At 69.6% G+C, this 24,952-nt stretch carries 23 protein-coding genes and 1 pseudogene; 11 read left to right on the top strand and 13 right to left on the bottom strand.

What is annotated here, in order from left to right:
• The 6 genes and pseudogenes from CR470_RS40625 to CR470_RS19470 form a co-directional block, all read right to left on the bottom strand.
• Window positions 1-743, bottom strand: a pseudogene (locus CR470_RS40625) (type VI secretion protein); the annotation flags it as partial.
• Window position 744: 1 nt separating this feature from the next.
• Window positions 745-2,163 carry an ATP-binding protein gene (locus CR470_RS19450; RefSeq protein ID WP_097868855.1) on the bottom strand — a complete coding sequence of 473 codons (1,419 nt, stop codon included), beginning with the start codon at window positions 2,161-2,163 and terminating at the stop codon, window positions 745-747.
• Window positions 2,164-2,260: 97 nt separating this feature from the next.
• Window positions 2,261-3,811: an SCO6880 family protein gene (locus CR470_RS19455; RefSeq protein WP_097868856.1), complete on the bottom strand. Its 1,551-nt coding sequence runs from the start codon at window positions 3,809-3,811 to the stop codon at window positions 2,261-2,263.
• The gene (locus CR470_RS19460) at window positions 3,808-5,169 is read right to left on the bottom strand and encodes a hypothetical protein (protein ID WP_097868857.1); all 1,362 of its coding nucleotides are present in this window, start codon (window positions 5,167-5,169) and stop codon (window positions 3,808-3,810) included. The genes CR470_RS19455 and CR470_RS19460 overlap by 4 nt, the downstream gene beginning before the upstream one ends.
• Entirely contained in the window at window positions 5,159-6,028 is an 870-nt protein-coding gene (locus CR470_RS19465; RefSeq protein ID WP_097868858.1) for a hypothetical protein, read from the bottom strand. The genes CR470_RS19460 and CR470_RS19465 overlap by 11 nt, the downstream gene beginning before the upstream one ends.
• A 170-nt stretch (window positions 6,029-6,198) precedes the next feature.
• Complete coding sequence (locus tag CR470_RS19470; protein ID WP_003968086.1) at window positions 6,199-6,507, bottom strand: hypothetical protein; 309 nt, start codon at window positions 6,505-6,507, stop codon at window positions 6,199-6,201.
• A gap of 696 nt (window positions 6,508-7,203) precedes the next feature.
• Between CR470_RS19470 and CR470_RS19475 the strand changes: the two genes are divergently transcribed.
• From CR470_RS19475 to CR470_RS19505, 7 genes are all read left to right on the top strand, one after another.
• A complete protein-coding gene (locus CR470_RS19475) occupies window positions 7,204-7,611 on the top strand; it encodes a hypothetical protein (RefSeq protein WP_306667802.1) in 408 nt (135 codons plus the stop codon).
• Complete coding sequence (locus CR470_RS19480; RefSeq protein ID WP_097868859.1) at window positions 7,608-9,422, top strand: alpha/beta hydrolase; 1,815 nt, start codon at window positions 7,608-7,610, stop codon at window positions 9,420-9,422. The genes CR470_RS19475 and CR470_RS19480 overlap by 4 nt, the downstream gene beginning before the upstream one ends.
• 80 nt (window positions 9,423-9,502) lie before the next feature.
• Window positions 9,503-9,979 (top strand): hypothetical protein, encoded by a 477-nt coding sequence (locus tag CR470_RS19485; RefSeq protein WP_097868860.1) that lies wholly within the window; start codon window positions 9,503-9,505, stop codon window positions 9,977-9,979.
• A 230-nt stretch (window positions 9,980-10,209) separates the two neighbouring features.
• Window positions 10,210-12,642, top strand: a complete 2,433-nt coding sequence (locus CR470_RS19490) for an alpha/beta hydrolase (protein WP_097868861.1) — start codon at window positions 10,210-10,212, stop codon at window positions 12,640-12,642.
• Window positions 12,639-13,223, top strand: coding sequence for a hypothetical protein (locus tag CR470_RS19495; RefSeq protein ID WP_097868862.1), 585 nt, complete (start codon window positions 12,639-12,641; stop codon window positions 13,221-13,223). The genes CR470_RS19490 and CR470_RS19495 overlap by 4 nt, the downstream gene beginning before the upstream one ends.
• A 224-nt stretch (window positions 13,224-13,447) precedes the next feature.
• Window positions 13,448-14,443 carry a C40 family peptidase gene (locus CR470_RS19500; protein WP_097868863.1) on the top strand — a complete coding sequence of 332 codons (996 nt, stop codon included), beginning with the start codon at window positions 13,448-13,450 and terminating at the stop codon, window positions 14,441-14,443.
• 453 nt (window positions 14,444-14,896) lie between these two features.
• Complete coding sequence (locus CR470_RS19505; protein WP_097868864.1) at window positions 14,897-15,628, top strand: phosphatase PAP2 family protein; 732 nt, start codon at window positions 14,897-14,899, stop codon at window positions 15,626-15,628.
• A gap of 241 nt (window positions 15,629-15,869) precedes the next feature.
• Here the strand turns inward: CR470_RS19505 and CR470_RS19510 are convergent, their stop codons facing one another.
• Window positions 15,870-16,073, bottom strand: coding sequence for a hypothetical protein (locus CR470_RS19510; protein ID WP_097868865.1), 204 nt, complete (start codon window positions 16,071-16,073; stop codon window positions 15,870-15,872).
• A 218-nt stretch (window positions 16,074-16,291) separates the two neighbouring features.
• Here CR470_RS19510 and CR470_RS19520 point away from each other — a divergent pair, with 218 nt between their 5' ends.
• Window positions 16,292-17,152, top strand: a complete 861-nt coding sequence (locus tag CR470_RS19520; RefSeq protein ID WP_097868866.1) for a hypothetical protein — start codon at window positions 16,292-16,294, stop codon at window positions 17,150-17,152.
• A gap of 216 nt (window positions 17,153-17,368) precedes the next feature.
• On the top strand, window positions 17,369-17,575 hold the full coding sequence (locus CR470_RS19525) for a hypothetical protein (RefSeq protein ID WP_097868867.1): 207 nt from the start codon (window positions 17,369-17,371) through the stop codon (window positions 17,573-17,575).
• Window positions 17,576-17,618: 43 nt separating this feature from the next.
• On the opposite strand, the gene CR470_RS19530 is transcribed toward CR470_RS19525, so the two are convergent.
• On the bottom strand, window positions 17,619-17,999 hold the full coding sequence (locus CR470_RS19530) for a metal-sensitive transcriptional regulator (RefSeq protein ID WP_097868868.1): 381 nt from the start codon (window positions 17,997-17,999) through the stop codon (window positions 17,619-17,621).
• 296 nt (window positions 18,000-18,295) lie between these two features.
• Here CR470_RS19530 and CR470_RS19535 point away from each other — a divergent pair, with 296 nt between their 5' ends.
• Together CR470_RS19535 and CR470_RS19540 are read left to right on the top strand one after the other, a co-directional pair.
• Window positions 18,296-18,916 (top strand): DUF47 domain-containing protein, encoded by a 621-nt coding sequence (locus tag CR470_RS19535; protein ID WP_026290881.1) that lies wholly within the window; start codon window positions 18,296-18,298, stop codon window positions 18,914-18,916.
• A gap of 5 nt (window positions 18,917-18,921) precedes the next feature.
• Complete coding sequence (locus CR470_RS19540) at window positions 18,922-19,920, top strand: inorganic phosphate transporter (RefSeq protein WP_097868869.1); 999 nt, start codon at window positions 18,922-18,924, stop codon at window positions 19,918-19,920.
• A gap of 148 nt (window positions 19,921-20,068) precedes the next feature.
• On the opposite strand, the gene pstB is transcribed toward CR470_RS19540, so the two are convergent.
• The 5 genes from pstB to CR470_RS19565 all read right to left on the bottom strand — a co-directional run bounded on the left by pstB (window position 20,069) and on the right by CR470_RS19565 (window position 24,922).
• The gene (gene pstB, locus CR470_RS19545) at window positions 20,069-20,845 is read right to left on the bottom strand and encodes a phosphate ABC transporter ATP-binding protein PstB (RefSeq protein ID WP_018959903.1); all 777 of its coding nucleotides are present in this window, start codon (window positions 20,843-20,845) and stop codon (window positions 20,069-20,071) included.
• A gap of 39 nt (window positions 20,846-20,884) precedes the next feature.
• Complete coding sequence (gene pstA, locus CR470_RS19550; protein ID WP_097868870.1) at window positions 20,885-21,967, bottom strand: phosphate ABC transporter permease PstA; 1,083 nt, start codon at window positions 21,965-21,967, stop codon at window positions 20,885-20,887.
• Complete coding sequence (gene pstC, locus CR470_RS19555) at window positions 21,964-22,956, bottom strand: phosphate ABC transporter permease subunit PstC (RefSeq protein WP_097868871.1); 993 nt, start codon at window positions 22,954-22,956, stop codon at window positions 21,964-21,966. Before pstC ends, pstA begins: the two co-directional genes overlap by 4 nt.
• 200 nt (window positions 22,957-23,156) lie before the next feature.
• Complete coding sequence (gene pstS / locus CR470_RS19560; RefSeq protein WP_097868872.1) at window positions 23,157-24,293, bottom strand: phosphate ABC transporter substrate-binding protein PstS; 1,137 nt, start codon at window positions 24,291-24,293, stop codon at window positions 23,157-23,159.
• Window positions 24,294-24,526: 233 nt separating this feature from the next.
• On the bottom strand, window positions 24,527-24,922 hold the full coding sequence (locus CR470_RS19565) for an NUDIX hydrolase (RefSeq protein WP_097868874.1): 396 nt from the start codon (window positions 24,920-24,922) through the stop codon (window positions 24,527-24,529).
• Window positions 24,923-24,952 lie beyond the last annotated feature (30 nt).

A 24,952-nucleotide genomic window follows, 5' to 3' on the forward strand; every position in this document is an offset into this window, starting at 1 on the left:
ATGCGGGGGGAGGGGAGGAGGAGGGCGGAGGGGGCCATTCCGGGGATCTCAGAGGTCCCCGGCATCTCAGAGGTCTCGGGGATCTCAGGGGTTCCTGGGGTCCCGAGTGTCTCAGGGGGTCTGAGGGCCGCCGGTGCTCCGGGTGCCTCGGGTGCCTCGGGTGTCTCGGGTGTCTTGGGTGTCTTGGGGGTGAGGTGTGGTGCGTCTCCCCTGGCGGGAGGGGGCGTGTGTTCGGCCGCGGGGGTGTCTTCGGCGGTGTGGCCGGGTGCCGGTGCCGGCTCTGCGGCCGGTGCCGCCCTTACGGCGGGGGGCTGCTTCTCGTGCGTTCCGAAGGCTCGTTCCTCGCGGCGCCGCTCCCGTACGGCGCGGCCACGGGCCACGACTCCGAGCGTGAACACCGCGAGGACCAGCAGCACCATCAGTTCACCGATGAACAGGCCCCAGAACAGGCCGTATCCGGACAGCTGCGCCGGGGGCGTCCCCGGCCAGGCCGCGGCGAGGTCCTGGGGGGCGGTGGCCAGTTCGCGCAGGGCGAGCGGGGACCGGGTGAACGTCACGCCGTCCGGCCAGGCCCCGTGGGAGAGGAGCCCGGCCAGGCCGGCGGCCGTCCAGGCGACCAGGGTGGCGGCGAAGAGGAGGCCCAGGAGGCCGATCAGCAGGCCGTCCGGGATGCCGCCGCCCTGGGGCCGGTCGGGTCCGTCGTGATGGGCCGGGCCCCGGCCCCGCGCTGCCTGGCGTGCCATGTCATGCCACCGTTGACTCTGAAGAATCGCTCATCCGCTGCTGGTGCTCGATCCGGGCCGCCCGTTGCTCCGCCTCCAGTTCGGCGGCGCGGATGTCCTCGGGGAGCATGTCGTCCGCCGATCCCTCGGTCATGGCGCGGTCGGTGAAGACCAGGGGGCGTTCGGCTTCGGTGATCAGGTGTTTGACGACCTGGACGTTGCCGTTGACGTCCCAGACGGCGATGCCGGGTGTGAGGGTCGGGATGATCTCGACGGCCCAGCGGGGCAGGCCGATGACCCGGCCGGTCGCTCTGGCCTCGTCCGATTTCTGGGCGTAGATCGTGCGGGTGGAGGCCATCTTGAGGATGGCCGCCGCTTCCTTCGCCGCGGCTCCGTCCACCACGTCGCTGAGGTGGTGGACGACGGCGACGAACGAGAGGCCGAGCCGGCGTCCGAACTTCAGGAGGCGCTGGAAGAGCTGGGCGACGAACGGGGAGTTGATGATGTGCCACGCCTCCTCGACCAGGAAGATGCGCTTCTTGCGGTCGGGCCTGATCCAGGTGTGCTCCAGCCAGACGCCGACGATCGCCATCAGGATCGGCATCGCGATCGAGTTGCGGTCGATGTGCGAGAGGTCGAAGACGATGAGGGGCGCGTCGAGGTCGATGCCGGCGGCCGTGGGGCCGTCGAACATGCCGCGCAGGTCACCGTCGACCAGACGGTCCAGGACGAGGGCGACGTCCAGGCCCCAGGCCCGTACATCGTCTATGTCGACGTTCATCGCCTCGGCGGACTCGGGCTCCGGGTGGCGCAGCTGCTCCACGATGTCCATCAGGACCGGCTGGCGCTCCGTGATGGTCGCGGTGACGTAGGCGTGGGCCACCTTCAGCGCGAAGCCGGAACGCTCGTCGAGCCCGTGGCCCATCGCGACTTCGATGATCGTACGGAGCAGGGCGAGCTGGCCGGTGGTGGTGATGGAGGGGTCGAGGGGGTTGAGCCGGATGCCGCCGTTGAGCGCTGCGGTGGGGTCCAGCCGGATGGGGGTTATGCCCAGCTCCTGGGCGATGAGGTTCCATTCGCCGACGCCGTCCTCGCCCTGGGCGTCGAGGACGACGACCTGGCGGTCACGGAAGCGGAGCTGGCGCAGGACGTAGGTCTTCTCCAGTGCGGACTTGCCGTTGCCGGACTCGCCGAGGACGAGCCAGTGGGGGGCGGGGAGCTGTTGCCCGTACAGCTGGAAGGGGTCGTAGATGTAGCCCTTCCCGCTGTAGACCTCGCGGCCGATGATCACGCCGGAGTCGCCGAGGCCGGGGGCGGCGGTGGGGAGGTAGACGGCCTGGGCCTGGCCCGTCGACGTACGGACGGGGAGGCGGGTCGTCTCCACCTTGCCGAAGAGGAAGGAGGTGAAGGCATCCGACAATGCGGACAGGGGGTCTCGCATGGTGGGGTGCCCTCTCTGGTTGCGGTTTTGGGGTGGGTGGGGTGGGTGGGGTGGTTGTAGTTCTTTTGCGGGTGGTGGAGCAGGGGTTGATCTCTCGTCAGCGCCGGATGCCCGTGGCGAACGGGAGCGTGTTCACGAAGGCCCGGTGGTGCTCGCGGTCGCACCACTCCAGCTTGAGATACGACTTGCCGGCGGAGGCGCGGATCGTGCGCTTGTCGCGGGCGAGGGCCTCAGGGGAGCGGGACGACACCGTGATGTACCCCACCAGGTTCACTCCGGCCGCGCCGCTGGCGAGATCTTCACCCCGCTGGTCGAGCCGGCCGTGGGCGGCGATGTCGCGGGGGTCGACGGTGCGGTTCATCTTGGCCTGTCGGCTGGCCTCGGCGTCGTCGTTGGTCTTCTCGGTCAGCATGCGTTCGATGGCGACCTCGGTGGGTTCGAGATCCATGCAGACAGCGACGGTGCGGATGACGTCGGGGGTGTGGACGAGGAGCGGGGCGAGGAAGTTGACGCCGACGGGGGTCATCGGCCATTCCTTCACCCAGGCCGTGGCGTGGCACCAGGGGGCGCGGGTGGTGGACTCGCGGGTCTTGGCCTGGAGGAAGGTCGGCTCGACCGCGTCCAGCTCGGCGGGCCAGGCGTTGCGCTTGGTCATGGCCTGGATGTGGTCGATGGGGTGGTCGGGGTCGTACATGGAGTGCACGAGGGAGGCCAGGCGGCTCTGGCCGAGCGGTTGGCGTACCCGGATGTCGGCCTCGGCGAGGCGGGCGCAGATGTCGGTGAGCTCGCGGGCCATGACGACGGCGAGGCCGGCGTCGCGGTCGAGCTTGCGGCCGCCGTGGGGACGGGCGGCGCGGGCCATGGCGTTGGCCTCGGCGGCCAGTTCGCGGCTGTAGTGCATGCAGGCGACGAGGTAGGCGCGGTGCTGCTCGCTGGAGGTGGAGACCATGGACTGGAGTTGGTCGTAGGACTCCTGGAGCCAGCCCGGGGACGCCTTGTCGCCACGTTGGGCGACGTCCTTGGCATGGGCGTCGGGGTCGGCGGGGAGGGTGCGGGCGAGCATCTGGAGGCGGGTGACGAAGCCGTCGCCGTTGGCCACGTGTTTGAGGAGGGTGCCGAAACGGTCGACGAGCGCTTCCTGGTCCTCGCTGTCGCGGAGGCCGACGCCCGGGCCCTCGATCTCGATGGCCGCGGTGACGGTGCGGCGGTCGGCGTGGAGGAGCACGGCGATCTCGTCGGGGCCGAAGGGGGCGGCGAGCCAGCTGATCCGGCCGATGCCCGGGGGCGGGCCGATCTCGACCTCACGGCCGTCGGCGCTGACGCCCGCTTCCATGGCGGCGGAGCGGTAGGCGGTGCCGCGGCGCAGGGAGCGCTTGAAGCTGCGGTTGATCTCGAACCACTTGTAGAAGGTCCGGCCCCTGTACGGGACGTACACGATGGCGAGGGCCAGCATGGGGAAGCCCACGAGGCAGACGATGCGGAGGGAGAGGACCGGGACGAGGAGTCCGCTCATCATGCCGAGGAACGCGCCGGCGATGATGAGGGCGATCTCGCCGGTCTCGCGGTTCTTGCCGACGATCGCGTTCGGCCGGGCGCGGCCGATGAGATACGTGCGGCGGGGCGTCATCGTGTGGGACTGGGTGGTCAACGCCCTCCACCTCCTGTGTTCGAGTTACCTGTGGTGCCGAAGCCGCCTCCGCCTCGGGAGGAGCGGCTGCTGTGGGGGGTCCCGGAGGTGGGTGCGGATCCGCTGCGGGGCGAGGGGGCGGATCCGCCGCCCCCTCCGCCGCCTCCGCCGGTGGTGCGGGAGCTGTGGGCGGCGACGCCGCCGCTGGCCGGATTGGCGGGGCGGGCGCCGCCGCCTCCGCCGCTGTTCTGGTCGTTGCGGCCGCTGTGGGTCTTGATGCCCTGGGAGACGAGAGCGGCCGGGGAGCTGATCAGGGCGGCGGCCTGGGAGCCGTCGGTGGCCTGCTTGCGGTTGGTGCGGGCGCCTTGGATCTCGTCGCCGAAGCCGGGGACGAAGCGGTAGATCATGGCGGAGGCGAAGATGGCCAGCAGGATGATGGAGAGGCCGGAGACGACGGCGGAGAAGGCGTCGGGGCCGTCACCCGCAGAGAGTGCTCCGGCAAGGCCGAGGACGATGACGATGACCGGCTTGACCATGATCACCGCGATCATGATGCCGGCCCAGCGGCGGACGTGACCCCACATGTTCTTGTCGACGAGGCCGGCGTAGACGACGATCCCGAGGAGCGCGCCGACGTAGAGCAGGGCGGCGCGGATGACGAGCTCCAGCCACAGGATGCCGGCGGCGAGGATCGAGACGAGCGAGACGACGATCAGCATGATCGGTCCGCCGCCGATGTCTTCGCCCTTCTTGAGGGCTTCGGCGAACGAGCCGAAGAAGACGTCGGTCTGGCCGCCGGTGGCGGAGGAGATGACCTCGGTGACGCCGTCGGTGGCGGAGACGATCGTGTAGAGGATCAGCGGAGTGAAGGCCGAGGCGAGGACGGTGAGCCAGAGGAAGCCGACGGCCTCGGAGATCGCGGTGGTGAGGGGGACGCCGCGGATGGCCCGCTTGGCTACGGCGAGGAGCCAGAGGACGAGGGTGAGGATGGTGGAGGCCGCGAAGATGACGGCGTACTGCTGGAGGAACTTGGGGTTGGTGAAGTCGACGTTGGCCGTGGACTCGACGGCCTCGCTGAGCTTGCCGACGATCCAGGAGGCGGCGTCGGCGCAGCCTCGGGCGAGGGAGGAGAGGGGGTCGGTGGGATTGTCGATGTCAGTGGGTGCGCGTGATCCGCTGCGAGCGTTGTCGCCGTCCTCGCAGTAGTCCCGGGCGAGCCCGACAATGAGGTCGCAGGCGTTGTCGCTCTCGCTGGGAGAGGGCGTCGGGGCCGGTGTGGGAGCTGCGGAGGCGCCTGGTGCCATGAATACCAGTGCCGCAGGCGCGAGACCTGCAGCGCCTGCCAGCGATGAGAGACGGAATCGGCGGCTATCGGGCATAGGTGAAGCCTCCGTACGCATCAACCGCAGCGGCCATCTCGTCGGCCGTGGAGGCACGGTTGTCACCGTTGACCGGTGTCGGTCCCTCCGTCTGGGTCGACGACGAGATCTTCCAGTCGCCCCCGACCCACTTGAGCTCCTGCGAGATGGTGAACCAGGTCTCGGTCACAGGCTTGGTGGAGCCTTGCCCGGCCAACCCCACGAGGCCGGTGCACCAGACTTCCACCGTGGCGGCGTCGGCTTCCATCTTGACGACCTTCGTGCCGACCGGGACGGTCCGTGAGACGAAAGTCAGCCCGGTGGGCGTGCTGCCGTCGTCGTTGAGGCCGACGTTCTTATAGAACGTCGGCGAATAGGCGCTGTCCAGGCTGTCCTGGAGATCCGAGGCCACTGCTGGATCATGCGTGACCTGAATGATGCTGCGGCGGCTCTCCTTCGTGAACATCTCCGCAGACCCGAGTGCCACCGCATAGTTCGCCGCAGCGCTCTGAGCCCCCTGCTCGTCGTGGGCGAAGCCGGAGGCGATCGTGCCGTTCTTGCCCTGGACGGGCTTGGTGCCGGTGGCCGCGGTGGGGGCGCTGCCTGTGGTTCCGGGCCTCTTGACGCCCGGGGAGGCGTCGTCGTCGCTGCCACCGCCTCGGTTGGCGAAGGCGATGGCAGCGACGAGGAGCACCACGACACCGGTGATCGTCACGAGGGAGCGGGAGTTGCGGACCGGGCGGCGCGCGTGAGGGAGTCCCGTGTCACCGTCGGGGAGACGGGTACGGGTCTGACGGGTGCCGCCGAGGGTGCTGTACGGGTCGTCCGGGCGGCCCCCCTGGTCCTTGCCGCGGTAGTCGTGCTCGTCACCGGGACTCATGCCGCGTTCGCTCCCTCGGTCGTGTGCAGATCCGCGCAGGACGACGGTAGCTGTGCTGGTTGCCGCTTGAGCGCGGTGTGGTGACTCGACATCAGGGAAACGCAACCTCAGCCGGTGGGCGCGACGGGCGGATGGTGGGGACGGCCCGGAGGGGGACGGCCGATGGTGGGTCAGACGGCCATTCCGTACACGATGGTGAACAGGGTCCCCAGGGATCCGATGATGAAGACCCCTGTCAGTCCTGCCACGATCAGCCCCTTGCCCTGCTCCGCGCTGAACGTGTCGCGGAGTGCCGTCGCTCCGATGCGCTGCTTCGCCGCGCCCCAGATCGCGATGCCGAGGCAGAGCAGGATGGCGATGGCCATCACCACCTCGATCATGATGCGCGCCTCGTTGCCCAGCGTCCCGAACGGCCCCCAGTCCGGAGCGATTCCGCCGATGATGGTGGTGATGTCGCCCTTCTCTGCTGCCAGGATCATGTAAGTCACCGCCCCTGTTGGGTAGTTCGCTGCCCGTGCCGTCCGGCACGGGTCGCCTTCTATCTTCGCTGATGAAACCGCGCTCGCACGACGTCTTCCCGGGTCTCTTTACCCGGATCTCGCACGTTTGACCGGGGCGGTCGCCCTGACCTGCGGCTCGTCCGAGCTCTTCACGCATGCGCCTGGTTACTCTGTGTATCACGGGGTGTGACCAGGAGCAACGACGGTGGCCATGGGTTCCTGACGCGGTTGCAGCGTTCGCGGGGCACGACGTGTTCGTATGCGCCGTTCGAGAGCCGTCGGTGCGCCGGGCGGCCTCCTGTTCGATGCTTCGTCAGGCGTGGTCGGGGAAACGCACGCTGGGGGCGGGCGGACCCTCGGGGGCGTGGGTCGGGGTGCTGCCGGGTCCGCAGCAGCGGGGGGCACGTTCGTCCGGGCAGGCGGGCAGGCGGGCAGGCGGGCAGGCGGGCAGGGGCCGGGCCGGCCGGGCGCTGGTGAGGGTGCCTGTGCTCGGCTCCCCCTTCGTTCGGGTGAACCGAGCGGCTCCGCGGGAAACGGCGCCCCGCTCTGCACGGCCGGGATCCACGGGACCGGGGGCGCACGGAGCCGGGACCCAGCGGCCTGGCGTACGGCATGTCGCGTACCGAGGATTTGGCACAGTGCCGCTCCACGATCAAGAGGAACGGGGTGAGCGGTGTGGGCGGAGTATCCGTGGTCGGGTCGCCGAACGACGGTGGGGAGCGGCTGGGGGCGTCGGCCGGGCCGGCGGGGGCGGCCGGGTGCGGAGATCTTCGGCACAGCGGCGGTCCGTGGCTGCGGGCCGCAGCTGGGGCCGACCAGCTGGTCACGCACCTCGGCCCGGTGAAGAGCGAGCTGGAGGCGGCGCACCGGGGCTTGACCGCCGGGGCCGGAGCACTGGACGCGCTGGCCGAACTGAGCGCCGTGCGCGTCTCGTGGGAGCGCCGTATCGAGGGTGCGCGCGGCGAGTGCGGGAGCCTCGCCGGGAAACTGCGGGCGGTCGTCCGGGACCAGGCGCGAGTCAACGAGGCCGTGAAGAGAGGCTTCGACGGGGTGAAGACGCCGGGCTGTGGCGGCGCGGGGTGAGCGGGCGGAGCGGCGGTGCGGGTTCCGCCCTGACCTGGACCGCGTTACGTGAGGTGAGGTGCGCCGAACTGGAGGAGGCGGCGGACGGCTGGGGACGGGTGAGCAACCGTGCCGACGCGGCCCGGGACCGTATCGAGGGCCAGCTCCTGCCCGGCCTGCACGATACGCAGAAGGGGGAGGCGGTGGGCGCGGCCGTGGGGCGGTTGCGCAGGCTGGGGACGAACTTCCAGTACATCTATACCGAGTGCGGCCTGCTGCGGACCACCCTGAACAGCCTGGCCCATGAGATCAAGGCCCAGCAGCGGGTGTTGCAGGGGGCGCTGGACGATGCGGCGGCGCTGAGGTTCACGGTGCACGCGGATGGTTCGGTGACGTATCCGGCGGGGGGCGAGGGGCTGGTCGACGGGAAGCCGCTGGCGGGCGGGACGGCGTCCGGGGTTCCCAACCCGGGCATGGTCACCCCTTCGGGTCTCGTGGCGCCCAACCCGAACGCCGGCAAGGCCCAGGACATCGCGGACCGGGTGGCGCAGGCCGTACGGACGGCGGCCGACGCGGACTGGCGGTACACCAGGATCCTGCGGTCGCTGAAGGCGCAGGAGGGCCTGGGCGTCCCGGCCGCGACATGGAAGGACGCCGCGGCCGATGCGGCGGCTGTGCGGCAGGCGGCGGGCAGCTACCTGAGGAACGCGATCCCGCACGACGAGAGTCCGGCGGAGCGTAAGGCGTGGTGGGCCGGACTGACGGACGAACAGCGCGAGGAGTACCTCGCGGTGTACCCGGATCAGATCGGCAACCTGGACGGGCTCCCGGCCCTCGTACGGGACGCGGCGAACCGGGACAACCTCCAGTTGCTGATGGGGAAGCTGGAGGGGCGGAACGACGAGGATTCGGCGACCAAGCTTGCGGCGCTGCGCGAGATCGACCGGCAACTGAGGGCGGTGCCGGGGGCGGGGGAGCCGCCGATGTACCTGCTCGGGATCGGGGATCAGGGAAATGGTCGGGCGATCGTCTCGTACGGGAATCCTGATACGGCGCGGAATGTGGCGGCTTATGTTCCGGGGTTGAATACCTCGTTGGATCAGGAGTTTGCCAAGGGGGATCTGAAGCGCGCGCGCGACACGGCCGTAGCGGCGAGGGAGATGGATGAATCCACTGCGGCGGTTGTCTGGCTGGGGTATGACGCGCCTCAGAGCCCGGACGGGATGAGCAGCTTGGCTGTCGCCGGCACCGAAAGAGCGGAGGCAGGCGGGCGAGCTTTCCATGGGTTCATGTCCGGGCTGGCTTTATCGAATGACCACGGTGACCCGCACATGACGGCTATCGGACACTCCTATGGTTCGAGAACGGTCGGAGCCGCCACGCAGCAAGGTGATGGAATTCCTGGGGTCGATGACATCGTCCTGGTCGGCAGTCCAGGGCTTGGCGTGGACCGCGCGGAGGATCTCAAGGTGGGAAGAGACCACGTATTCGTTGGTGCCGCAGAGAATGACGTGGTGACCCATCTGCCTTCCAAAGAACAGGGGTTGATCGAGGCGGCGGGGAGCGCGCTCGGGCCAGCGGGGTCACTGGTAGTGGACGTGGTTCATCCAAGCGAAGGCGGCCTGTGGTTCGGGGAAGATCCGGCGAGTGAAGAGTTTGGTGCGCGGCGCTTCGCAGTGGATCCGGGGCCGCCGGTGGTGGGTCTTGGTCGTGTTTCGATCGACGCGCACTCGCAGTATTTCGACCCGGAGTTGGATTCAGCGTCGGCTGACAGTATTGCGATGGTTGTCGCAGGATCTGGCCATAAGGTTAAGCAGGAGAGTGCGCGTTGAGGCGTCTAATCCGCCCTGTGATGGTCGCCGGATGTATCGCTCTGGCAGTAGTTGGGTGTGGAATAGGCAGGGGGTCAGGCATGGATATGCAGGCGGCCGCGGAACGATCGGATGAGATTCTAGATGCCGTGCTCATGGAGATTCGGCCGGAGTTGCGGTGGACACATGGACCCACGACCGTGGGTAGCTGCGATGTGTCACGCAGGCGTGTCGTCATGACGAACATTTCCGCTGCGAGGAGGGGGAATCTCTTAGGGGTGGTGGATCGGTTCTGGCGCAAGAGTGGATATCGCATGACGGTTATCAATAACGATGCGGAATTTCCGGCCATCTATGCCCGGACGAAGGACGGGTTCGGTGTGAGGCTCCGTATCGGAGGAAAGGGCCAAGCCTTCTTTCAGGTAGACACACCCTGTGTTCGTGAGTCCAAAGTGGCCGACTCCACCAGCCGGGCAACGGCCCCCCTGTACGAGGGTGTGGAGCTCATCCCCCGCCCCAACATCCACTCAGACTTCTGGTCGGCAGGCGCTCCCGAGGCGGCGGCGAGAAGGTCGTGATCTGGGCAAGTTGGCTCAACTGGTCTGTTGAGTACGGGCTTTGAGCCCTGCATTGGGCCCTGGGGCCCATGTCGTGTCCCCTGCCTGTGTGGTCGCATACGCGGAGTGGCTGATCTGTCGCCCGTTCCGCCGACTCACGAGGTAGGGGACTGCTCTTGTCCGGCATACGAAGAAGCGCGGTCCCTGTTGGCGTCGATGTAAGCGCTGCCGCGGCGGATCCGGGGCGGTTGATGCCCCGGCCGTTGCAAGCGGTGCTGATCCTTCTTCACGTTCTCTTCGTGGCCACCCTGGTGGGCGCGATCAGGGCCCTGTCGACGGCGTCCTCGGTGGACGCGGTCGACGGATACCTCCTCGGGTTGTTGCTCTACGCCTCGTTACCTGGCATCGGCGCCTTCGTGCTGTCGCTGTACGTCCGTAAGGGCGGCGTCCGGGTCTGGTACGGGCTGCTCGCCGTTCAGGCGTGGATCGTTCTCGGTGCCCTCGCGGAGTTGAGCGGCGGGGCCGGGGCGGGGGGTGTCGCCCGGCTGGTGATACCGACGGCCGCCATCGTGCTGCTGTGCCGGCCGGGGAGCCGCCGATGGTTCCGGAGCGGTCGGGAGCAGCGGGCCGAGCAACGGCTGTTCAGCTTCGCCCGGATGATGAAGCTTCGCCGCGACGGTGGGCAGACCGCGCTGGAGTATCTGGGCCTCGTCCTCGTGGTCGTCGCGCTCGTCGGCGGGCTGATGGCCACGGGAACCGGCAGGCAGCTCACCGCGGAGCTCCGTAGTGCGATCTGCGAACTGACCGGTGGTTCGTGCCCAGCGCCGGGGCATGACGTCGTGGCCGGTGGCGGAAGCGCCGACGGCAGCGGCAGCGGCAGCGGCAACGGCAGCGGTCCCGATGATGCTTCGGGCGCCGGTACGGACGGCGGTGCTGGTGCCGATCGGGGCGGTGGTGATGAGTCCGGCCTCACCGGTGGTACCGGCAGCACCGGTACCAGCGGTGCCACCGGGGGCACCGGAGGGACCGCGACCTCCGGAAGCACCGGCAGCACTGGCGGCACTGGAAGCACCGGCAGCACCGGCAGCACCGGCAGCACCGGCAACACCGCCGGGAACGGCAGCAACGGCTCCGGTGACACCGCCGGCCCCCAGGGCAACGCCTCGTCCCCCCAAGGCGGCGACCAAGGCGGCGACCAAGGCGGCGACACCTTCCCCCCGAGCGACGTCATCGTGCCGGTCGACGCGGGTAGACCTCCTGGCCCCAACGGCGGCGGGTTCCTCGACGGGTTCCTCGGGGACGGGCTGGGCGGCGACGTCCAAGGGGTCGTCGACGCGGTCCTGCGGCCGGGCGAGAGCGGTCAGCGCATCGTCGACCAGTGGGGGCGCGACACCCGGGGCGCGGGTGAGAAGTGGGATCGCGGTGACTACGTCGGCGCCGCCTGGGACTGGAACAAGGCGGTCGGCGGCGCCGGCGCCGGGCTGGCGATACCCGGCTCCGGGGCGCGGGTCGACGCCGAGGTGCGGGACGCCGAGCGCGCGCACCTGAGCGGGCGGATTCCGCAGAATGCCACGCCCGCCGGGAACAAGGCCTGGTGGGACGGGCTCTCGCCGGAGGAGCGCGGTCGGTACATCGAGCTGGTTCCGGAGCGGATCGGCAATCTCGACGGCATCCCGGTCCTCGCGCGCGACGCCGCCAACCGCAGGAATCTCCCCGCGCTGATCGACAAGCTGGAGGGGGTCGACACCGACAAGGCGCGTGACCAGCTGGCCGGGCTGCGGGAGATCGACCGGCAGCTCAAGGAGGACGGCAAGCCGCCGATGTATCTCATCGGGATCGGTGACGAGGGCAACGGGCGGGCCATCGTCTCGTTCGGCAACCCGGACGCCTCCCAGCACGTGTCGGCGTACGTACCGGGGCTCAACACCTCGCTCGACGAGGAGTTCGCCAAGAACGACGTCGGGCGCGCCCGGGACACCGCGATCGGGGCGCAGGGGTACGACGACTCCACGGCGTCCATCGTCTGGCTCGGGTACGACGCGCCTCAGCTGCCGGACAAGGACGGGGCGGCGGGCTACTTCGCCGTCATGGGCACGGGGCGCGCCGAGAAGGGCGGAGCGGCCTACCGCGACTTCATGGGCGGGATCTCCGTGACCAACCAGAACAAGGACCCGCACATGACGGCCATCGGGCACTCCTACGGATCCCGGACCGTGGGCGCCGCGGCGGCCCGGCCCGGCGGGATTCCCGGGGTCGACGACATCATCCTGGTCGGCAGTCCGGGGGTCGGCGTCGACCACGCCGTGGACCTCGGCGTCGGCAGCGAGCACGTCTTCGTGGGCGCCGCCGCCAACGACCCGGTGACCAAGCTGCCCTCGAAGACCCAGGTGGTGGTGGGCGGCATCGGGCTCGCCCTGGGCGGCCCCGGCGGGGCCTATCTGGCCGGCGATCTGGCCGATCCGGGTGACGACGACCTGTGGTTCGGGAAGGATCCGGCGAGCAAGGCGTTCGGGGCGCGGCGCTTCCCGGTGGCCGACGGTCCCCCGCTCGTCAGCGGGAGCGGTGTCAGTCTGGACTCGCACTCGAACTACTTCAGCCCGGAACGCGACGCCGTGTCCGCGGACAGCATCGCCCTGATCGTGTCGGGCAACGCCGGCCGGCTCAAGATGGAGGAACCGAAGTGAGGCGAGCGAAGCGGGTCCTGCCCCTCGTCGCGGCGGCCCTGACCCTGGGGGTTGTGCTGTCCGGGTGCGGGAGCGAGGACGGAAGCGCGCGCGACGGCGGCGTGAGCACCGGAAAGGAGCGCGGGATGGACATGCAGGAGGCCGCGGAGCAGTCCGACGCGATGCTGGACGCGGTCCTGAAGGGCATCGACCCCGATGTGCGGTGGGCGCACGGTCCGACCACCACCCGGGCCTGCGGGGTGACCCGTCGGCGGGCCGTCATGACGGTCATCTCCCCCGAACGCCGCCAGACGTTCCTGGACCGCGCGGAGACGTTCTGGCGGAAGAACGACTACCGGATCAAGGCGGTCAACAAGGACGACACGTTCCCGGCGGTCTACGCGGTCACGAAGAGCGGATTCGGTGTCAGCGTCTCCTTCCGGGGGAAGGGGCAGGCCTTCCTGGAGGCCGACAGCCCGTGCGTGAAGGAGTCGAAGGTCGCCGCACCCACCGCCGAGCCGAACGGTCCGGCGTACGAGGGTGTCTATCCGCTGCCCCGTCCCGACGTCCGCTCCGACTTCTGGTCGGGGGCGGCCGGCTGAGGTCACGTCAGGCGCGTAGCCGCCTGCAGCCCTGCAGCTCTGCCGTCCCGTCGTCCCGTCGTCCATTTGTTCTGTAGCCCGTAGTCCTGTGAGTGGTGAGCCGTCGGCGCCCCCGTGTGCTTCGGGTGCGCCGGTGGTGTGCCGCGGATGACTCGTACACACCGTCGAAAACGCCTCTGAAGCGCGCCCCGATGGGGGATGGTTGAGGGGTGCGGAAATTCTGGGTGTTCGGTGGCATCGGCGTCGGCATGGTCATGTGCTTCCTGGCGCTGCTCGTCGTCGGTACGTACTCGGCCGCCGCCGGGCTCGCCGGATCGGGGGGCGGCGGTGCCGTCGCGCTGGCCAAGGGGGCGGTCCCGGCGCGGTTCCAGCCGCTGGTGCAGAAGTGGGGCGACCTCTGTCCCGCCATCAACCCGGCGCTGCTGGCCGCGCAGTTGTACCAGGAGAGCGGCTGGAACCCGCGGGCGCAGAGCCACGCCGCCGCCCAGGGCATCGCCCAGTTCATCCCCGGTACGTGGGCCACGCACGGGATCGACGGCAATGGCGATGGCAAGCGGGACGTGTGGGACCCGGCCGACGCGATCCCCTCGGCCGCCTCGTACGACTGCGAGCTCGCCGGGTACGTGAAGAAGGTGCCGGGCGACCCGACGAGCAACATGCTCGCCGCGTACAACGCCGGCGCCTACGCGGTGATCAAGTACGGGGGCGTCCCGCCGTACAAGGAGACGCAGAACTACGTCAAGATCATCCGCTCGCTGGAGAAGAGCTTCGCCCGGCCCGTCGGCCGTGTCGCGCCCTCCCGGCAGGCGGCCGGGGCCATCTACTTCGCACAGAAGAAGCTCGGCACGCCGTATCTGTGGGGCGGCAACGGGACGCCGGAGCAGCAGGGCCGGTTCGACTGCTCGGGGCTGACCCAGGCGGCTTACCGGACCGTCGACATCGAGCTGCCGCGCGTCGCCAACGACCAGTACAACGCGGGCCCGCATCCCTCGCGGGACGAGCTGCTCCCGGGGGATCTGGTGTTCTTCTCCGACGACCTCACCAACTCACGGGCGATCCGGCACGTCGGGCTGTATGTCGGGGGCGGCTATATGATCAACGCGCCGTTCACCGGGTCGGTCATCCGGTTCGACAAGATCGATACGCCGGACTACTTCGGTGCGACACGGGTCACCAAGGACGGCGCCGCGGCCCTTCCGACGGATCTGCCCACGGGGTGACGGAGGTCTCTTGTGTCTCGCGTGTCTCCCGGGGGTTTCCCGTACGGGCCTCCCGGCGAGGGTTTCCGGCCAGGGCTTCCGGAGCGGCGAAACGTGCTGACGGGCAGTCGGCCGTGGACGGAACTCTCTGTGAAGCCTGGGCCCTGAGCTGCGATGACGAGTCACTCTTCGATAACGTCATGGTGATCATTCGGTGGAGAGTGGAACGCACACGACGGCCGGGCCGTTCCCTGGAAAGAGGACGGGAACGGCATGCGCACTGACCATGCGTCGCAGTGATGCGGTATTGCGGTGTCGCGGTATTGCAGTGTTGAGGCAGTACAGCGGTGATGCGGTACAGCGATGCTGGGCAGTGCGGTAGCGGACAGCACCGGACACGGGGGTTCGACCACGGCGGCGTGCAAGGACGCGCGTCGCAACAGAAGAAGCAGACAAGGCAAGGGGCCGCAGCAGATGGCTGGACTCGAACTCGACGGGTCGAACCCGGACGTCAGTCTGCTCTACGACATCAACGGTCTCGCGAAGGCCGCTCCGACCTGGTTCGACCGGGTCATGGAGTTCGTCGGTGAGTACGGGATCATGTTCGGCCTGGTTCTGGTGGGCCTGTGGTGCTGGTGGAGCATGCGCAAGCGCGGGACGGCCGAGGACTCGGTGGCGGCTGCCGCCGCCATCGTCTGGGCGCCGCTCGCGGCCGCCATCGCGATCCTCATCAACATCCCGATCCGCGGTTTCGTCGAACGGCCACGCCCGTTCAACGACCACGACGGCCTTGAGGTCCTGATCCACGGCAAGACGGACTTCTCGTTCGTCAGCGACCACTCCACCCTGGCGATGGGCATCGCCGTCGGCATCTTCGTGGCGAACCGGAAGTTCGGGTTCGTCGCGATCGGCCTCGCGCTCTTCGCCGGTTTCAGCCGGATCTACATGGGGGTGCACTACCCGACCGACGTGATCGGCGGGTTCGCCCTCGGTACGGCCGTCGCCCTGCTGCTGGCCCCGCTCGCCATGGCGCTGCTGACCCCGCTGATGGCGGCGGTCGCCCGCTCGCCGCGTGTGGGGTGGTTCGTCCGGTCGAAGAACGCGGCCGTCGCGTACGCGGACGAGCACGGTGACGCGAGGGGCATCCCCGAGCCGCGGCCCGGTTCCGGGCGGGGCGATCCGGGGGAGAAGGACCTGGCCGCCTGACGGTCTCCGTCCTGCCCCCTCCGCTCTCGGTTCTCCGTTCCTGGTCCTCGGTCCGGTCTCGGGCCTCGGGCCTCTGTCCTCGGGCCTCGGGCCTCGGTTTTCCGTCCTCGGTTTTCGGTTCTCTTCGCTCTTTCCCTCCGCACTTCTCTTCAACTGATCGACCGGTTCTTCCGGTTCTCCCGATTCCCCCAGGCGCCTCCGAGCGTCTGGGGGAATCGTGCTTCACAGGGCCTGTGGCGGATCAGGCCGTGGCGAGGTGCTCCGCGGCGTCGGTGCGGGCCCGGTCCCGGGACCTGCGCGCCGGGCCCGACCAGCCGCAGGTGCAGCGGGCCAGGCAGAACGAGCCGCGCTCGATCGTCGTGGCGCTGTGCCCGGCCGGCTGGCCGGGCGGGGGAGTCGAGGTGGAGGCGGGCGGGGGCCCCGGGGCGGTGCGGGGCGGGGCCACGACGGGGGCCGCCGACGGGGTCGGGGCTGTCGTTACGTGGGTGCGGGGGGCGGTGGTGCGGGCCGGGGCGGGGGGATCCTCATGCACCCGACCACGGTACTGGCCCCAGCCGACGAACGGGGGGCCGCGCCCGGGCGGCGTGACGGGGGGCGGCGGCGGTCGTTATGCGGGGCGGGTGAGGGCTCGGCCGGGCGGTAGTCGTTGGGGGTTGGCAGGCGATGGTGGTGCAGCAGTACAGGGACGGAGGCGGGGCCCGTGCTGTTCGCGCCCTCGCCGTGGCCGGGGTGATCGCGGTCACCGCCGGGTGCTTCGGCGGGGACGGGGGGAGCGGCGCGGGCGACGGTTCCGGGCGGCGCTCCGTGACCGCCGGTCGTCCGGTCGATCTGCTCGGGCAGGCGGCGGACGTGCTCGTCGAGGCGGGCGGTGCGGAGACCCGTACGTCGATGGAGTCCGCGGCCGGCGGGACGCGGGTGACGATCCGGGGGCAGGGCGTGTACGACTTCCGCAGGCAGATGGGGCGGCTCAAGGTGGTGCTTCCCGAGGACACCGCGGGTGCGGACGGCCACCGGCCGATCACCGAACTGCTGGCCCCCGGGGCGCTGTACATGAAGAACCGCGGTGCCGGGGTGCCCGACGACAAGTGGGTCAGGATCGACACGACCACGCTGAAGGACGGCAACCTCCTCACCGGCGGGGTCACCGACCCGATGGCGGCGGCCGAACTGCTGCGCGGCGCGGCCGACGTGTCCTATGCGGGAGAGTCCGAGCTGGCCGGGGTGACGGTGCATCACTACCGGGGGGTCGCGGATCTGGGCCGGGCGGCCCGGGCCGCGTCGCCGCAGTCGCGCGGGGCGCTCGGTGCGGCGGCGAAAGGGTTCAGCAAGGACGCCGTCCCGTTCGACGCCTACCTGGACGAGGACGGCCGGCTGCGGAAGATCCGGCACCGGTTCACCTTCTCCTCCGAGGGCCCGGAGGTGTCGGTGGTCTCGACGCTGCTGCTGTACGGGTTCGGGCTGCCGGTCACGGTGACGCTGCCGGACGAGGACGCCATCTACACCGGCGAGATCCGGCAGGGGTGAGGCGTCGGCGGCCGGCCGGCCGGCCGATGCCCCTCCGGCTCCGGCTGCCCCTCCGGCTGCGGGGGAGGGGCGGCGGCCGGGACGGGCCGGGCGGTGGGGTCGGTTGTGAGGAGGCGCAAAATGGTCCGTCCGTGCCATGCGCGGCGCGTATCGCGCTCCCTAGGCTGGGAGCCGGTGTGCCAGGGGCCGGCGACGGCCGGGAGACGGCAGAGAGAGGTGACGCAGGTGGTGATGCTCAGCGCTCCGAACGCTCAGGACTGTGTGGCCCTCGCCGAGATCGAGCTGTGCGGCGAGCTGATGATCGCCGCGTCGGCGGCGGGTGAGGAACGCCTCAGCCCCGACCGGATCGACGAAGTGCTCGACGTACGCGGTGCGAAGGCCGCCTGGGCGACGGTCCCCCGGCAGGCCGCTCGCCGGGGGTGACGCCCGGTGGCGCCCGCACCGCCGCCGTTCACGGGGTCGCGCCTCAGGTGCGGAGCAGGCGGGCGATGGCCTTCGTGGCTTCCTCGACCTTCGCGTCGATCTCCTCGCCGCCCTTGACGGCCGCGTCGGCGACACAGTGGCGCAGATGCTCCTCCAGCAGCTGGAGGGCGAAGGACTGGAGCGCCTTGGTGGACGCCGACACCTGGGTGAGTATGTCGATGCAGTAGACGTCCTCGTCGACCATCCGCTGGAGGCCGCGGATCTGGCCCTCGATCCGGCGGAGCCGCTTGAGGTGTTCGTCCTTCTGGTGGTGGTAGCCGTGAATGCCGCGGTCGTGGTCGGTGACGATGTCCACAGGGGCGGCCGCCCCGTCCGGGGCCGCCACGCCCGTTGATTCCGCCCCTGTGGTCCCGGTCGTGGTCATCTGCGTCCTCCCGTTGTTGTCCTCTAAGTGTCCCTGCCGGAACGCGGAAATGCGGAATCGCGGGCCTGTTGTTGTGCGGTAGGGGCCGTGCCGGACGGTTCCGCCGCCCTGCCCTGCCGCCACACCGTCCTTATACCCCTGCTGGGTATATCGTAGCGAATTCCGCCGAAACGTGACCGGGGGGCCGTGCTGATCGCCGTGTCCGATGGGCGACACTGAAGAACGCCGGTTAGCCGTGGCCGGATGATGCGCCTAGCATCAGCCTGACCGAATCCAGAGCACCCCGAGGACCCCACGTGCGCTTTCGTCTGACCCCCAGGGAGACGAGCTTCTACGACATGTTCTCCGCGTCCGCGGACAACATTGTCACGGGCTCGAAACTCCTGATGGAACTGCTCGGGGCGGATTCCGCCTCCCGGGTCGAGATCGCGGAGCGTATGCGGGCAGCGGAGCACGCGGGGGACGACGCCACCCACGCGATCTTCCACCAGCTGAACTCCTCCTTCATCACACCGTTCGACCGCGAGGACATCTACAAGCTGGCGTCCTCGCTCGACGACATCATGGACTTCATGGAGGAGGCCGTCGACCTGGTCGTCCTCTACCAGGTCCAGGAGCTCCCCAAGGGAGTCGAGAAGCAGATCGAGGTGCTGGCCCGGGCGGCGGAGCTGACCGCCGAGGCCATGCCGGGGCTGCGGACCATGGACAACCTCACCGAGTACTGGATCGAGATCAACCGCCTGGAGAACCAGGCCGATCAGGTCCACCGCAAGCTGCTGGCCCAGCTCTTCAACGGCAAGTACGACGCCATGGAGGTGCTGAAGCTGAAGCAGATCGTGGATGTGCTGGAAGAGGCGGCTGACGCGTTCGAGCACGTCGCCAACACCGTGGAGACCATCGCGGTCAAGGAGTCCTGAACCTCGTGGACACCTTTGCGCTGATCGTGACCATCGGTGTCGCGCTCGGCTTCACGTATACGAACGGCTTCCACGACTCGGCGAACGCCATCGCCACCTCGGTCTCCACCCGGGCGCTGACCCCGCGTGCGGCTCTGGCGATGGCGGCGGTGATGAACCTCGCCGGCGCCTTCCTGGGCCAGGGGGTCGCCAAGACCGTCAGCGAGGGCCTGATCGCGACGCCCGTGGGGCAGAAGGGGATGGGGATCCTGTTCGCGGCGCTGGTCGGCGCGATCATCTGGAACCTCATCACCTGGTACTACGGCCTCCCCTCCTCGTCCTCGCACGCCCTGTTCGGCGGCATGGTCGGGGCGGCGCTGGCCGGCGGCACGGACGTCATCTGGTCCGGCGTGCTGGAGAAGGTCGTCATCCCGATGTTCATCTCCCCGTTCGTCGGCCTGATCGTCGGCTATCTGGTGATGGTCGGCATCATGTGGGCGTTCCGGAACGCCAACCCGCACAAGGCCAAGCGCGGCTTCCGGATCGCGCAGACGGTCTCGGCGGCGGGCATGGCGCTCGGCCACGGCCTCCAGGACGCGCAGAAGACGATGGGCATCGTCGTGATGGCCCTGGTCATCGCGGACGTCGAGGGCCCCAACGACGAGATCCCCGTCTGGGTCAAGATCGCCTGTGCGCTGATGCTCTCGCTGGGAACGTACGCGGGCGGCTGGCGCATCATGCGCACCCTCGGCCGCAAGATCATCGAGCTGGACCCGCCGCAGGGCTTCGCGGCGGAGACGACCGGCGCCTCGATCATGTTCGGTTCGGCGTTCCTGTTCCACGCGCCGATCTCGACGACGCACGTCATCACCTCCGCGATCATGGGCGTCGGGGCGACCAAGCGGGTGAACGCGGTCCGTTGGGGCGTCGCGAAGAACATCATCCTGGGCTGGTTCATCACCATGCCGGCCGCGGCGCTGGTCGCCGCGCTGAGCTACGGAGCGGTTCTCCTGCTCTTCGGCTGAGCCGCTGGTGCGCGGTCATCCGGCCCGGTTGGTTACACGTGTGGGTCCGCCCCCGTTCTCGTACGAGAACGGGGGCGGACCCTTTCGCCTTGTGGTGGCACCGCCATGCAGCACCGCAAGGCTGTCTGTGGGGTGGTGCGGGGGTGGCTCAGCCGAAGCGGCCGGAGATGTAGTCCTCGGTGGCCTGGACCGACGGGTTGGAGAAGATCCGCTCCGTCTCGTCGATCTCGATGAGCCGGCCGGGCTTGCCGACCGCCGAGAGGTTGAAGAACGCCGTACGGTCCGAGACGCGCGCCGCCTGCTGCATGTTGTGCGTCACGATGACGATCGTGAAGCGCTCCTTCAGCTCGCCGATCAGATCCTCGATGGCGAGGGTCGAGATCGGGTCCAGGGCCGAGCACGGCTCGTCCATCAGCAGGACCTGCGGCTCGACCGCGATGGCGCGGGCGATGCACAGACGCTGCTGCTGGCCGCCGGAGAGTCCGGAGCCGGGCTTGTTGAGGCGGTCCTTGACCTCGTTCCAGAGGTTCGCGCCGCGCAGGGACCTCTCCACGACGTCGTTCAGCTCGCTCTTGCGGTAGCTGCCGTTCAGCCGCAGACCCGCCGCCACGTTGTCGAAGATCGACATGGTGGGGAAGGGGTTCGGGCGCTGGAAGACCATGCCGATCGTGCGGCGGACGGTGACCGGGTCGACGCCGGGCCCGTACAGGTCCTCGTCGTCCAGCAGCACCTTGCCCTCGACGCGGCCGCCGGGGGTGACCTCGTGCATCCGGTTCAGGGTGCGCAGGAAGGTGGACTTGCCGCAGCCGGACGGGCCGATGAACGCCGTCACGGAGCGGGGCTCCACAGTCATCGAGATGTCCTCGATGGCCTTGTGGCTGCCGTAGTAGGCGGTCAGACCGCCGATGTCGATGCGCTTGGCCATGGAAATCACTGCTTCTTTCGGGGGTCGCTGTTGGCCGCGTCAGCGACCGGTCTTCGGGGCCTTCCAGCGGGCGATGCCGCGAGCCACCAGATTGAGGATCATGACGAAGGCGATCAGGACCAGGGCCGCGGCCCAGGCGCGGTCGTAGGACGCGACCTCGCCGACCTTGTACTGCTCGTAGATGTAGAACGGCAGCGAGGACTGGTCGCCTTCGAAGGGGTTCGCGTTGATCTGCTGGCTGCCGAAGACCACCAGGATGATCGGTGCGGTCTCCCCGGCGACGCGGGCGATGGCCAGCATGACGCCGGTGGTGATGCCGCCGATCGCGGTGGGCAGGACCACCTTCAGGATGGTGCGCCACTTCGGGATGCCGAGGGCGAGGGAGGCCTCGCGGAGCTCGTTGGGGACGAGCTTGAGCATCTCCTCGGTGGAGCGGACCACGACCGGCACCATCAGGATGGTCAGGGCCAGGGAGCCCATCAGGCCCGACGACTTGATGCCGACGATCAGCATGATCGACAGGATGAAGAGACCGGCGACGATGGACGGGATGCCCGTCATCACGTCCACGAAGAAGGTGACGGCCCGTGCGAGGGCGCCCCTGCCGTACTCCACGAGGTAGACGGCGGTCAGCAGGCCGATCGGCGCGGAGATCACCGTGGCGATTCCCACCTGCTCCAGGGTGCCGATCAGCGCGTGATAGACGCCCCCGGTGTGCTCGGCGCCGAGCACACCGTTCATGGAGTGGGTGAGGAAGTGGAGGTCCAGACGCTCGATGCCCCGACTGGCGGTCGTCCAGATCAGGGAGACGAGCGGGACGACCGCGAGGAGGAAGCAGACCCAGACGACGCTGGTGGCGAGACGGTCCTTGGCCTGGCGCTGGTTCTCGACGACCGTCGTCGCGACGTACGAGATGACCACGAAGAGGAGGGCCGAGAGCAGCCCCCACTGGATGCGGCTGTGCAGACCGGCGGCCAGGCCCGTGCCGACGCCGAGCGCGATCGCGGCCGCGGCGAAGCCGAGGGGTGCCCAGCGGGGCAGCGTCCGGCTGGAGAGACTTGTCTGCCGGGGCGCCGCGGGGGGCGTCTTCCGGTCCTGCAGGGCGGTGGGTGCGTGGCTCATGCGTTGGCCCCCGAGTACTCCTTGCGGCGGGCGATGATGAGCCGGGCCGCGCCGTTGACCAGCAGGGTGAGGACGAACAGGACGAGGCCGGAGGCGATCAGGGCGTCGCGCCCGACCTCGTTGGCCTCTCCGAACTTCGCCGCGATGTTCTGGGCGAAGGTTCCGCCGCCCGGGTTGAGCACGTGCAGGGAGATGATGAAGCTCGGCGACAGGACCGTGGCGACGGCCATCGTCTCGCCGAGTGCGCGGCCCAGCCCCAGCATGGCGGCGGAGATCACGCCGGAACGTCCGAAGGGCAGGACGGAGAGGCGGATGACCTCCCAGCGCGTGGCGCCGAGGGCGAGCGCGGCTTCCTCGTTCATCTTCGGGACCTGGAGGAACACCTCGCGGCTGACGCTCGTCACGATCGGCAGGATCATGATCGCGAGCAGGATGCCGACGGTGAAGAGCGAGCGGGCGACGCCGATCTCGGTCTTCTCGAAGATGTAGGTCCAGCCGAGGAACTGGTCGAGCCAGAGGTTCAGGCCCTCCAGGTACGGGACGAGGACCAGGGCGCCCCAGATGCCGTAGACGATGCTGGGCACCGCGGCGAGCAGGTCGATCACGTAGGCGAGGGGGGCGGCCAGCTTGCGCGGCGCGTAGTGCGAGATGAACAGGGCGATGCCGACAGCGATCGGAACCGCGATGATCATCGCGATGATCGAGCTGACGACGGTGCCGAAGAGCAGGACCGCGATGCCGAAGACCGGCGGGTCGCCGGCCGGGTTCCAGTCGAAGGTGGTGAGGAAGTTGCCCTCGTTCTCCGAGAGGGCGATGGCGGAGCGGTAGCTGAGGAACACGGCGATCGACGCCATGATCACGAGCAGCAGGATGCCCGAGCCGCGGGAGAGGCCCAGGAAGATCTTGTCGCCCATGCGCCCGGTGGGCCGGGGGCTGGGCCGGTGGGCCGGCGGCGCCGGTGGCGTGTCTATCGGTGTGGTGGAAGCCATGGTCTTTCCGGTCTGTGTGGGGGAGCGGTGAGCTCCCCTGGCGGCGGTGCACCGGATGGAGGGTGGGGCGGGAGGCGGGCCGGTCCGGAGGGGTGCGCCGGGCCGGCCTGCCGGTGGCGCGTTCCGTCGGTGGCGCGGGGCGCCGGTGACGGGTTACGCCGGCGGGCGGCCGGGCCCGGTGGGGCCCGGCCTCCCGGGTGTTACGAGAGGGAGCCGACGGTCTCGCGGACCTTGGTGTTGATCTCGGCCGGGATCGGGGCGTAGCCGGCGTCGGTCAGGATCTTCTGGCCGTCGTCGGAGGCGGTGTAGGAGAGGAAGGACTTGAGCGTGTCGAGGGTCTCGGCCTTGTTGCCGGTGTCGCAGACGACCTCGTACGTCACCAGGACCAGCGGGTAGGCGCCCTCGGCCTTGGTGGTGTAGTCGAGTTCGAGCGCGAGGTCCTTGCCGGTGCCCTTGACCTTGGCGGCGGCGATGGCCTTGGAGGCGTTCTCCGAGGTGGCCTTCACCGGGGCGGCGCCACCGGTGTTGATGTCCACCGTGGTGATGCCCTGGGACTTGGCGTAGGAGAGCTCGAAGTAGCCGATCGCGCCGTCGACCTGCTTGACCTGGGCGGCGACACCGGACGAGTTGGACGCGGCCTGGCCACCGGGGGCCGGCCACTTCTTCTCGGCCTCGTACTTCCAGTCGCTCGGGGCGGCGGCGCCGAGGTACTTGCCGAGGTTCTGCGTGGTGCCGGAGTCCTCGGAGCGGTGGAAGGCCTGGATCGCCTTGTCCGGCAGCTCGACGCCGTCGTTCAGCTTGGCGATCGCCGGGTCGTTCCACTTCTTGATCTTGCTGTCGAAGATCTTGGCGAGGGTCGGGGCGTCCAGGACGAGGGTGTCGACGCCCTCCAGGTGGAAGCCGATCGCGACCGGGCCGCCGACCATCGGGAGGTTGATGCCCTGGCCGGTCTTGCACATCTTCTTCGATTCGGCGACCTCGTCGGGCTTCAGCGCCGAGTCGGAGCCGGCGAAGGCGACGGTGCCCTGGTTGAAGGCGACGATGCCCTCGCCGGAGGAGGAGGAGTTGTAGTTGATCTGCACACCGTCACAGGCGGCCATGTAGTTCTTGATCCAGAGGTCCATGGCGTTCTTCTGAGCGCTGGAGCCGGAGGCGCGGAGCTGGCCCTTGGCCTTGCCGCAGTCGACGTCCGACGCGGCGGTCGTCTTGTCGCCCGCCCCGGCCGTACCGCCGCCGGTGTTGTCGTCCGAACCGCACGCCGTGAGGACCAGGGCGCCGGAGACGGCGAGGGCACCGAGCGCGGTGGCACGAAGCCGGTTCTTGCGCTGAAGCTTCACTTTCGGGTGTTCCTTCCAGGAGCCGCCGTGGTCAGTTCGTTCTACGACGGCGTGCGATGAGGAGCGATGCTGTGGCTTGCCGCCGCGCACCGTGTACGTCCGAAATTAGGCAGAACAGGTGAAGCCGCCGACGGGGGAGAGTGAACGGCAGGTGAACCGTGTCGGGCAGGTGGGTGCGGTCCGGTCCGGGGCGGTGGCCGGGGCGCGGTTCGGAACGCGGACCGGGGCGCGGGTCAGGGCGCGGCGAGGGCGTCCAGCAGGGCGATCAGCTGCTGGACGTCGCGGGGCCGGGTGAGCCGGACGCGGGCGGCGTCGGGGGCCAGCCACAGGATGCGGTCCACCTCGTCGTTGGCGGTGAAGGAGCCGCCCGTCGCCTCGGCCGCCCAGTAGGCGACCTCCTTGGGCCGGCCGTCCACCGGGTAGCGGGAGGTCGGCAGCCTGGCCCCCGGGGCGCAGTGGTGGCCGGTCTCCTCCAGCACCTCCCGTACGGCGGCGGCCAGCGGGTCCTCGCCGCGCTTCAGCTTGCCCTTGGGGAAGGACCAGTCGTCGTAGCGGGGCCGGTGGACCAGACAGATCTCCACCCCGTCCCCGTCCGGGGCGCGGCGCCACAGCACGCAGCCCGCGGCCAGGACGGCGCCGGCCCGCGCGGGGTGCTCCCC

This window comes from Streptomyces sp. rh34, assembly GCF_002551245.1.
GTDB lineage: Bacteria > Actinomycetota > Actinomycetes > Streptomycetales > Streptomycetaceae > Streptomyces.